We start from the raw sequence: 10639 nt of genomic DNA, 5'->3' as shown, positions 1-10639 counted from the left end.
AGTCCTTTTTCCGCTGGATTAAGCAGAATTTGAACGTTCCCGTGCTATTTGGCACAACATCAAATGCGGTGTTCAATCAGTTGTTCGCAGCTATGATTGCCTACGTTTTACTAAAATTTCTTCACGTAAAAGGTAGTAAGAAAAAACATATCAAACCGTTGTCATTCGCAGGTTTCACACGCCTGTTTCTTTGTGATACTCTGCCGTTTGATTGGAGAATTTATTTGACAGAAATACTAGCATTCCATCGGCAAATAAACCAAATAAATACTGTATAATTTTGGTTAATCAACACGTGTGATAACAGATAGGACTAAAGAATAGGGTATATTTGTTATAGAAAAATAAACAGCAATCTAGCTCATACTACGTAATGCATGCTGACAAAACAATTAGTAAAATTATGAACCGTAAATAGTTCGAGGCCTTATTTTTCTATATAAAAGTAATTTTTATATACAAGCTATTATTGATGTTCACTCAAAACCTTTAGGACATATTTTGTTTCTTTATCTCATTTAACAGCCCAATGATTTTTTCATTTTGCTGAACCTGCTTCTCAGAATTCAAATAAATAAAACGAACCCATCTGAATACAAAAAGAACCATAAAAAACGGTAAAGCTATCGAAAAGAAGCCAACCGCTGATTCAAAATCCATATGACGACACCCCCCTCTCGCCTAAACTCTTCAACATTAAACTAGTAAATCCTTCGATTTATCAAAAACAAAAAAGCAGGCGCATGATGCGCCTGCTTTTTAACTCCTTAAGACTGCGTTTCTTTTTTCTTATTTAAGTACCAATAAACAGGAAGGCCTGTAAATACGATTCCAATTGATAAGAAACAGCTTAGCGGATCATTAATAATTGCACTTCCAATTACGAATAGTGATCCTAGAATCGCTAAAATTGGTACAACCGGGAATAATGGCACGCTGTACGCACGCTCTTTCCCTTCATTACGTTTTCGTAAAATAAAGACACCGATAAATGTCATCACATAGAAAATATAAATGATAAATACGGAAATCTCAGATAGCTTATTTGGATCACTAATAATCATTAAAATAATACCTAATATAATTTCAAAAGTAATTGCATTTGCAGGTGTTTTAAATTTCTCATGTGCTTTTGCAATAAACTTAGAAAACGGAAGTTGTCCACGTTCCGCCATCGACATTGGAATACGCGGGAATGTTAAAATCTTTCCGTTTAAACATCCAAAAATAGAAATAATAATACCGATACTAATGATTTTCCCGCCATGTTCCCCAAGTAACATCCCAGCTGCTGTCGCTGTCGCATTTTCTCCAAGATTTACAATCTTCGCCGCTGGTAATACTTTTAGTAGCGCTAGGTTAATTAATACGTAAGCAGCTGTTACAATTAAAATTCCTACTGTCATCGCCTTTGGTAATAACTTTGTTGGGTTCTTCATTTCACCGCCGATAGAAGCAAGTAAAATCCAACCATCATAAGCAAATAAAGTCGCTAAAATTGCCATCCCAATGCTTTGATTTTCTGACAATGGTACAACTACATTAAAAATATCACTATTCCCTTTCCAAAAACCTAACACAACAATTAATACGATTGGAATCATCTTCCCAACTGTTGTAATCGTTTGGACAATGCCCCCATATTTCGTTCCCATACTATTTACAACACCAAGGAATACAACTGTTCCAATTGCGATTGGTAAACTCCATACTTTATCTAAATAGAAAAAGTTAATCATTAAAGAGCTAAAATACAAACCTAATGTTCCAATAATAGCTGGGCCATATACAATTGTTTGCATCCACCCAGATAAATACCCCCAAAAACTCCCATAAATCTCCTCTAAATACGTATACAATCCACCATTCTTCGGAATTTGCGCTCCAATTTCAGCTACAGTTAAACCGCTAGCTAATGTTAATAATCCCCCTACTACCCAAGCAAGAATTGCCATATTAGAGCTTCCTGCGTAATCTAATACGCTCCCTGGTTTCATAAATACACCAGATCCAATAATAGTCCCTACAACGATGGATAGTGCTACTGTTAAACCAATTTTGTTTTTCTCATCATGATGCATGCTATATATCCTCCTTCCAATTCTAGTGTGATGCAAAAATAAAATAAAAAAACACTCCTCCCTAAAAAAGGGACGAGTGTTGTATTCGTGGTTCCACCCTTGTTTCATCAGCAAAGTAACACACTTCACCAATTTCTCAAGTCTAGATAACGGTTTTTGCCGGCAAGCAATTACTAGATATTCATTCACTGCTGCAGTTCAGAGGTGGTAATCCATTTTTTCGTATTAGGAAGCTCACAGCCAAAGGCTTCCCTCTCTGAGAATCGTAAAAAATTGATCATGTCCTCATCATTACTTCTTGATGTCGAATTTTGTAGTTATTTTTCATTATATTGAATTTTTTCAAAAAATCAATATCATTTTTTATATAACATACAAAAATATTTCCTCTTATATTATAACAGGAGCACTACTATTTTTCAGATTACCTTAAAACGGTACAATATACATATAAAGGAGGTATCGATATGATTCCAGTTATCTGTATTACAGCAACAATCCTATCTTTCATCTTTGCCATCATATTTCGACATAAGTATCCTGGTTATAGCATTTTAACTGTCTTTATTGTTCCTGCCGCATCCTTTTATACGTTAGGAAAATTCCAATACACGGAAGTGTTCATTGGATTTGCAATTGCATTCAGTGTCTTCACCTACATACTAACAATGAAAAGAATTTCAACAAATCAATAAAACGCCGCTCAAATGAGCGGCGTTTTTCTATGCATTTTGTAATTGTCCCTGTTCACGGTCCATTACTTTTCTAAGAACGATTGTTTGCGTCATTGTAAATATGTTACCTGTAATCCAGTACAGAACAAGTCCTGATGGTGCCGCAAATCCCATAAATAAAATCATTGCTGGCATCATGACCTGCTGCACTTTCAGTATTTGAACTTGCTCCCCAGATGTCATATTTGACTGTATAACCTTCATTTGAATAAATGTTGTTAACGCTGCAAGAACCGGTAATATGTGATATGGATCTGCATGTCCTAAGTTCACCCATAAAAATGAAGATGTACGAATCTCTTCAGTTCGGCTAATCGCGTAATACAATGCTGAGAAAATCGGCATTTGTATAAAGATTGGCCAGCACCCAGCAAGTGGATTCCAACCGCCTGATTTCATTAGTTCTGACATTTCTTTTTGATACTGTTTTTGTTTTTCAATATCTTTATTCACATCACCATATTTTTTCTTTAGCTTCTGGAGTTCAGGTTGCATTTTTTTCATTTTCATTTGACCGCGATATTGCGCAACAGCCAATGGAATCATTGCTGAACGAACAACGAGCGTAATGATAATGATTGCAATCCCGAAGCTTCCTCCAGGTATATGATGAGCAACGAATTGAAGCATACATGAAATTGGATACACAAAATAGTGATTCCAAACACCAGTACTATTTGCATCAATTGTTCCGCTATTACTACAACCAGATAAAACAAAAACAAGTAATAATGATAAACTAACGAGCACAGCTCGGTATGATTTTAACATGTTCATTCCTCCAATGTTTCGTAATTAGTTAGCGAAACATTGGTATATATGGACCCACCTCATCACTCTCACCGCTCGATTCTTGCCTGCGAACTGAACGAGCCATTCCATATTTATAGAAAATAGAAAAGAGCGGGATATTACCAAGACTCTCTTCGCATGTATCAACAAGCGTGAAAGCTTTTTGTCTACCACATGATGCTTGCTGCCTTACAAAGCGAGAAACACTAGTGAGAAAAAAGACTTCTAATAAACAAAGCGCTGTCGTTACAACAGATATATATAGAATTGCATCTTGCAATAAAAATTCCATCGCTTCACATCCTTAATAAAGTCATTTTAGCACATTCAACAAACATTCTCTATTTCCTTTTATTTTCAAAAAAGGACTTTGCATATTTTCTCAAAAAAACAATAAAGAAAATCGTTGTATTCGCTTTCTTTAGTATATTCACACACATAACTGAATAGGCTTAATTTTTTAGAAATTTATAAAATTTTCTTATTATAATAAAACTGTTGCCAGCTTTTGAAAAAAGCATTATTCTCTTCTTGTAATCAAAAATAAATATGGAGATGAAACATACTATGGGTCAATTAGGAGACGCCGATTACGTTCCCGATACCGCCTTTTTATCCTTCCCAGCAGCTAGAACATTTCATTTAGAATTTATAATACAGTTGATTGTTATTTTTGTAGCTTCCATTTTGTATGCTATTTCAATGAATATGTTTTTTATTCCGCATAATATGATTAGCGGTGGTTTCGCTGGTGTAGGGATGATTATCGGTTATTTAATGCACTATAATATAGGTGCACTTATCTTTTTATTAAACATCCCGCTTCTTATTCTAAGTCATTTTTACTTAGGGAAGAAGACAACCTTTTTAACAGCGTACTTCGTGGCAGTATCATCTGTAGCCATGAACATTATTCCAGTACATCAAGTTTCAAATGACATTTTACTTTCATCTGTATTCGGTGGCGTCATTTGTGGTGCAGCCTCAGGAATTATATTCCGATTTGCTTCTTCAACAGGTGGTTTTGATGTTGTTGGATTGATTGTAGCGAAATATAAAGACATTTCGATTGGTGCTATTATTTTTGTCTTCAACTTAATCTTACTTGTTGTCGCTGGCTTTATTTTCGGATGGGATATTACACTGTACACATTAATTAGCCGTTTCGTTGTCAGCAAAGTAATTGATGCTGTACATACAAAACACATTAAATTAACGATAATGACAATTACAGAAAAAGGCGAGGAAATTAAAAGCGCACTACTGCATTACGGCATACGTGGTGTAACAATGGTAGACGCTGTCGGCGGCTATACCAACCATAAGAAAAAAATGATTTACACTGTCGTAACTCGTTACGAATTAGGAGAAATAAAACGCATCATTCGTCATGTAGACAATCATGCGTTTATGAATATTACAGAAACCGTTGAAATCGTTGGACGTTTCAAACGTATATAAGAAAGCGCAAGGAATCCTGATTCCTTACGCTTTTTATTTTTTACACTTATTACAAAATCAGATAATTCTATTATTACCCCTTGAAATATGTTATAATATAATAAGACTTACAAAAAAATGTATAGACTTGGGAGTTTCTCTTACTTTTATAAGCAAAAAGAAACGAGAAGTCGGGTATATTTCAAGCACAAGTTTACGTAATAACTAGTATTATCACATCTTACAAGAAACGGCTTAAAAAGACCGATCATCTTAGTTATTCTTCACAACTCTTTTTATAGAAAAAATACGTACAACTAACATTCACTTCTATATACTATACCTATCTTTTTGACTTCCAAATCATCTTATTACATAAGGAGATGAACATATGAATCAATATATACGGTACTGGGTAGCTGCTTTGTTTGCGATTATCGGCGGCGCAATTTGCTTCTGGACAAACAATCAGCTTGGAGAACACATTATTTTTAATGGAATCGAATCTATTGTAAGCGCTTCAATATTAGGCGGATACATTTACTTCCTCTTTAACCCAGAAGAAAACGCTCAAAAAACAATGCTATTAACAATGATCGGAATCGTTGGAGGATGTATTTCCTACTCAATGACAAACTATACATTACCACTTCAATTAGGCTCAGCTGTCTTCCACGGCCTTTGGACTTGGTTTATCGCATTTTGCTTAGCAGATGTATTTAACCTATTACAAGATCCTAGAGAGGAAAACGGTCACCACATTGAAAGTAACTCTTAATATAAACGAGGCTGGAAGATACATCTTCCAGCCTCGTTTTTCAATATATCGGTACTTCTACAAAATTCGTCATTTTATTACACACTCGGAATCTGAAACCACACATGCGCCCCGCCGCATATTGAACTATTTTCCGCAAATATTTTTCCGTCATGCTTCTCCACAATTGTCTTCGCAATATATAATCCAAGGCCTGAATGTTCTTTACTACTGGAGCGAGATGTATCTTCCTGATAAAAGCGCTGAAATACTTTTTGCATATCTCCAGATTGAAAGCCACTCCCTGAATCGTACACATGAAACTGCAATGCATCTTGCTGTATACATACCTTTACTAACATCTTACCTGCCCCTGGTGTAAAACGAACACCATTCATAACGATGTTGTCCATTACTTGACTGATTCTCTCTTGATCAAATACGAATGTCTGTCTATCATCATCCGTTTCGAACATAACGTTCCATTCTATCTCTTTCTTTTTGGCAACATACTCATACTCTTCTATCTTCTTACGAAAAAAGCTCTCCAAGTTCACTTCGCTTAAAAATAACTGAAACGAAAAACTCTCGAGCTCATTCACCGTATTGAATTCTTGCAGCAGCTTCGCCATTCGATTTGTATTCCGTTCAATCGTCTGTAAATAACGCTGCAACAACTCTTCATTTTTCCATAGACCGCTCTGTAGCCCTTCGGCATGCCCTTGGACAATTGTTAGCGGTGTTTTCAAATCGTGAGAAATTGCTCTGACGTATTCTCTCCGTTCTTCTTCTAGTTCCCATTGGCGTGATAAGCTATTAGCTAATGCAGCGCGCATATTTTCAAATGAATGAACTAATTCACCGATTTCGTTATTTGCTTTGTATTCTAAGCTAAAGTCAAGGTCATGTGCTTGAATTCGCTTAGAGGCTTCTGAAAGTTCAGCAAGTGGTTTTCCGATTCTTTTCCCCATTCGATTCGAAATCATATACGCTAAAATTGTAATATAAATAAAAGGAGCACTAAAAAATAGAATAATCGGAAGATAATCAATAAGAGAATTTGTTGAAACGGCCAAACGATAATGCAAGCCGACTGCTCCTTGTAAATTTCCATCCTTATCGACTAGCGGAATATAGGTTGTAATCTCACTATTATCATTTTCTGCATAAATATTTGTATTAATAACATTCAAAAGTGGATTCTGCTTCGTTATAATCTCTTTTGTATATGTACCATAACGGATTTCTCCTTGCTTATCTACAACCTGATATTGAATACCCTTCATAGGAATAACTTTTTCAAACTCTTCTTTTTCGCTCATATTTAATAAAAATTCTTCTTTTTTCTTAATATATTCTTCAATGGCAGGGATTTGATTCTGATAGTAATTGGCCGGAAACACTTTCTCTTTCCCATCACTTTGTAACCAATACCAACCACCGATTGCCGTTAAAATAGTCAATACTAGGCTTCCAATCAAAATAATTAAGAAACCAACAACTAATTGTTGTTTAATCCGTAGTTTCTCCATCACGCCTGTACGCTCCACTTATACCCAATTCCCCACACAGTTTGGATATACGTATGCTCCCTGTCATACATACTAAGCTTTGTTCGAATCTTCTTCATATGTTCAACAACAGTAGATACATCGCTTTCACTATCGTAACCCCAAATTCTCTCAAAGAGCTGTTCTTTCGTTAACACTTGACCGGAATGTAGCGCGAGCATTTTTACAACTTCGAGTTCCTTCTTTGTAAAATGAATCATTTGATTTCCTGCTGTTACCTCATAACTCTGTAAATCAATTACGATGTTGCCATAACGAAGAACTCGCTTTTCCTCTCTTAAATCAGCAGCACGACGCAAGTTTGCAATAATCCTTGCCTTTAATTCCTTTAAGCTAAACGGCTTATTAATATAATCATCTCCGCCAATCATCAACCCTTCAATGCGTGATTGCTCCCTACTATCGGCGCTTACAAATAGAATAGGACAAGTTTGTCTCTCCCTAATTTTTTCGCATACTTCAAATCCATTCATATCTGGAAGCATTACATCGAGCAAAACTAAACTCACATTGTCATCTAGTTGGTGGAGTGCTTCTTTCCCATCTAAAGCCGTTCGCACGCAATACCCTTCCATAGCTAGACTATCTGTAATAAACGTTAAAATATCTTCTTCATCATCAACAACTAAAATCGTCTCTGCCATGGTCATTCTCCCCTTCACTCATACAAATCTTTTGTCTTCCACGTTATAAAACTGAGTAACATACAAGCTACTAAAATTGTACCATTCACAAGGTAGAATATGGAATCTCCATTACTTAATATACGGATTGCTTCTTGACCTGCTGATAAGAAATATGAAAAACTGTCATGAATATATAGTGCTCCAAAAAGCAGGCCAATTATCCCAAAGAAAGATAGCACTACGTTTGGCATCCATAAACTTACGAAACTCGCTAATAATAAAATGGTTGCTGTAATAAGTACGAATACCCCGTAAAATTTCAATGTATATAAGAAAGCTTCCGCTGCATTATATTTGATATCTTGATGTAAAAACGTTGTATATTCAGCTGTAGGAATGTATAACTTGCCATATATATACCCGAAGATAAACGTAAGAAACAAAAACGCAATTGCCAGGATAAACTGAGTTAGCCATTTTACTACAAGCAGCTTAGTTCTCTCAATTGGTCTTATACAAACAAGACGATATGCTCCAGACGAGCGCTCACCATTAAAACTATCAATGAACAAAATCGGGAAAACTAATAATGCTAAAATAAAATATATTTCTTTCGCTAACACCACTTGAAAATTCAACTGACTTAAAGGTGCCGCCGCTCCCTCACTGCTATAAATTGCTAATTTCCCGTAATCAAGGAAAACGGCGTCTCCTATAAGAAACAATGTAAAAACAAGAAACATTACCGTTGTTTTTTTCCGTGAAAAAATCCTTTCAAACTCACTTATCATTAACTGTTTCATTTCAATCACCTCACACAAAATGATCTTTCTTTCCTAACACATAAAACGTAATAAAATTAGAAATAGCGATATAAATACTTAATACCCCTAAACAAAGGTAAATAAAATTTCCTTTTCCTATAAGTGATAATGCAATCCCCTGATACTGTAAATTTACGATCGACGAATAACGTACGAATACTATCTGACTATTAGGTACAAATCTCTGCATAACTTCTGGAATTCCAAAAGAAAGTATAATAAACCCGATACTAAATGCAATTGCACTTGTTGTTGATTTACTAAGTGCTGTAAGCATCATAAAGATGCTAATTACACAAGCTATCATGACATAGGCCATCCCGTAATATTTCAGCGTATAGAAAAAGACTTCCATCTCACTCTTCATTGGCTGTTCATAATAAAAGAGCAAAATATTTGGATTAAAATCAAAACATAAATAACCAACTACATAGCTGCAAATGAAATACACGAGAAAAAACAAAGCCATCATCATGAGCATCGTAATCATTTTCCCCAATAAAATTTGCCGATACGTATAGGCCCGCTGCAATACCATCCGCATTTGCCCGCTATGATATTCATGAGAAATCATAAAAGCCATCGTAACAAGTACAATAAGATTGCATGCACTAATGAGCATTTCTGCTAAACCCATAACGGGGAATGTATTGGCATACGTATAATCTACAGCTGTTTTTGCGACAACTTGATTATGCCCCATATAATACTTTGCTGAAGCAAACAACATAACCGGTATCATCGCAAAACAAAGCCAAGTCACCTTCTTTGCCCAAAGTCGCTCCCATTCAGAGCGCACTAACATCATCATGAGCTCATCATCTCCACAAAGATATCTTCTAGCTCCTTACTATCCCCTTTTAGTTCCTCTGTCGTTCCGCGCCAAATGAGTGCCCCTTCCCGAATCATCACCCATGAATCACACATCAGCTCTAATTCACGAATTAAATGACTTGAGATGAAGAAAGTAATGCCTTTATTACGCTGTAAATCGAGTACGATTTTTCGAAGCTGTTTAATCCCCACTGGATCTAATCCGTTTGAAGGCTCATCTAAAATAATAAAATCTGGATCTCCAAGAAGCGCCTGCGCAATTCCTAATCGTTGTTTCATTCCTAATGAATACGTGCCCACCTTATCATCTGCACGATTTTCTAACCCAACGATTTTTAACACTTGCTCAACCTTTTTCTCTAAATTCTCTCCCCTGCAGTTCATCGTAATTCTTCCTAAGTTTCGCAAATTTTTTCGTCCAGACATGTAAGGAAAAAATATCGGCGCCTCCACAATCGCTCCGACGTACTGAAGCGCCTCCTCACGATTTTTTTGCACACTCACACCGTTAATTAAAACTTCTCCTTTATCTGGTTTAATAAGTCCCATAATCGTTCGAATTAATGTCGTTTTCCCAGAACCATTTGGCCCAACAAAACCGCAAATTTCATTTTTATAAACGGAGAAGGACATATGATTTAACAAGCTTCTCCCCTTCACCCTTTTCGTTACTTCTTTTACTTCTAACACCGCTGTTTTCATTCTTATCGCCTCCTTGCTTTTAGAATAGGAGGTAAAAATAAACAATTTATAAACAAATAAAAAGAAGCTGCACTTTTTGCAGCTTCTTTCTCGCCATTCACTGTATAAAACTATAATCCGAGCAGCTTCTCTCCAAATTGAACAATAAATAGGATAATTAATACAATCGCTAACAACTTCAATGCTACATACGTTACTTCTTCCTCTATCATTCGTGAAACTAAATAAAATTACATATATATAAATCCATTTTAATTTTTCGACATCTAAATCCTTGC

At 35.7% G+C, this 10639-nt stretch carries 12 protein-coding genes, 2 pseudogenes and 1 other annotated feature; of the genes and pseudogenes, 4 read left to right on the top strand and 10 right to left on the bottom strand.

Annotated elements, in window-relative coordinates:
- Window positions 1-278, top strand: a pseudogene (locus tag V7183_RS09875) (IS4 family transposase); the annotation flags it as partial.
- A gap of 211 nt (window positions 279-489) precedes the next feature.
- Here the strand turns inward: V7183_RS09875 and V7183_RS09870 are convergent.
- Together V7183_RS09870 and V7183_RS09865 are read right to left on the bottom strand one after the other, a co-directional pair.
- A complete protein-coding gene (locus tag V7183_RS09870; RefSeq protein WP_335359356.1) occupies window positions 490-660 on the bottom strand; it encodes a hypothetical protein in 171 nt (56 codons plus the stop codon).
- A gap of 107 nt (window positions 661-767) precedes the next feature.
- Window positions 768-2081 (bottom strand): APC family permease, encoded by a 1314-nt coding sequence (locus V7183_RS09865; protein WP_097899863.1) that lies wholly within the window; start codon window positions 2079-2081, stop codon window positions 768-770.
- 65 nt (window positions 2082-2146) lie between these two features.
- Window positions 2147-2382 (bottom strand) — a binding site (T-box leader).
- A gap of 166 nt (window positions 2383-2548) precedes the next feature.
- Here V7183_RS09865 and V7183_RS09860 point away from each other — a divergent pair.
- Window positions 2549-2776 (top strand): hypothetical protein, encoded by a 228-nt coding sequence (locus tag V7183_RS09860; protein ID WP_097899862.1) that lies wholly within the window; start codon window positions 2549-2551, stop codon window positions 2774-2776.
- A gap of 27 nt (window positions 2777-2803) precedes the next feature.
- On the opposite strand, the gene V7183_RS09855 is transcribed toward V7183_RS09860, so the two are convergent.
- Both V7183_RS09855 and V7183_RS09850 read right to left on the bottom strand, forming a co-directional pair.
- Entirely contained in the window at window positions 2804-3586 is a 783-nt protein-coding gene (locus V7183_RS09855) for a membrane protein insertase YidC (protein WP_335359355.1), read from the bottom strand.
- Between the two features lie 28 nt (window positions 3587-3614).
- Entirely contained in the window at window positions 3615-3899 is a 285-nt protein-coding gene (locus V7183_RS09850) for a hypothetical protein (RefSeq protein WP_335359354.1), read from the bottom strand.
- Between the two features lie 275 nt (window positions 3900-4174).
- Here V7183_RS09850 and V7183_RS09845 point away from each other — a divergent pair, with 275 nt between their 5' ends.
- On the top strand, window positions 4175-5068 hold the full coding sequence (locus V7183_RS09845) for a YitT family protein (RefSeq protein ID WP_097899859.1): 894 nt from the start codon (window positions 4175-4177) through the stop codon (window positions 5066-5068).
- A gap of 370 nt (window positions 5069-5438) precedes the next feature.
- Entirely contained in the window at window positions 5439-5825 is a 387-nt protein-coding gene (locus tag V7183_RS09840) for a DUF3938 domain-containing protein (protein ID WP_097899858.1), read from the top strand.
- Between the two features lie 77 nt (window positions 5826-5902).
- On the opposite strand, the gene V7183_RS09835 is transcribed toward V7183_RS09840, so the two are convergent.
- From V7183_RS09835 to V7183_RS09810, 6 genes and pseudogenes are all read right to left on the bottom strand, one after another.
- Window positions 5903-7354, bottom strand: coding sequence for a sensor histidine kinase (locus V7183_RS09835; protein WP_335359353.1), 1452 nt, complete (start codon window positions 7352-7354; stop codon window positions 5903-5905).
- Window positions 7336-8019, bottom strand: a complete 684-nt coding sequence (locus tag V7183_RS09830) for a response regulator transcription factor (RefSeq protein ID WP_335359352.1) — start codon at window positions 8017-8019, stop codon at window positions 7336-7338. Before V7183_RS09830 ends, V7183_RS09835 begins: the two co-directional genes overlap by 19 nt.
- Window positions 8020-8033: 14 nt before the next feature.
- Entirely contained in the window at window positions 8034-8804 is a 771-nt protein-coding gene (locus tag V7183_RS09825; protein WP_335359351.1) for an ABC transporter permease, read from the bottom strand.
- Window positions 8805-8814: 10 nt separating this feature from the next.
- Window positions 8815-9636, bottom strand: coding sequence for an ABC transporter permease (locus V7183_RS09820; protein WP_335359350.1), 822 nt, complete (start codon window positions 9634-9636; stop codon window positions 8815-8817).
- Complete coding sequence (locus V7183_RS09815) at window positions 9633-10361, bottom strand: ABC transporter ATP-binding protein (protein WP_335359349.1); 729 nt, start codon at window positions 10359-10361, stop codon at window positions 9633-9635. The genes V7183_RS09820 and V7183_RS09815 overlap by 4 nt, the downstream gene beginning before the upstream one ends.
- A gap of 110 nt (window positions 10362-10471) precedes the next feature.
- Window positions 10472-10561: pseudogene (locus V7183_RS09810) on the bottom strand (DUF3985 family protein); the annotation flags it as partial.
- Window positions 10562-10639 lie beyond the last annotated feature (78 nt).

This window comes from Bacillus sp. JJ1127, assembly GCF_036965845.1.
In the GTDB taxonomy this organism is placed as follows: domain Bacteria; phylum Bacillota; class Bacilli; order Bacillales; family Bacillaceae_G; genus Bacillus_A.
Note: the sequence above shows the minus strand (reverse complement) of the source record. Positions and strands in the feature narration are given on the sequence as shown.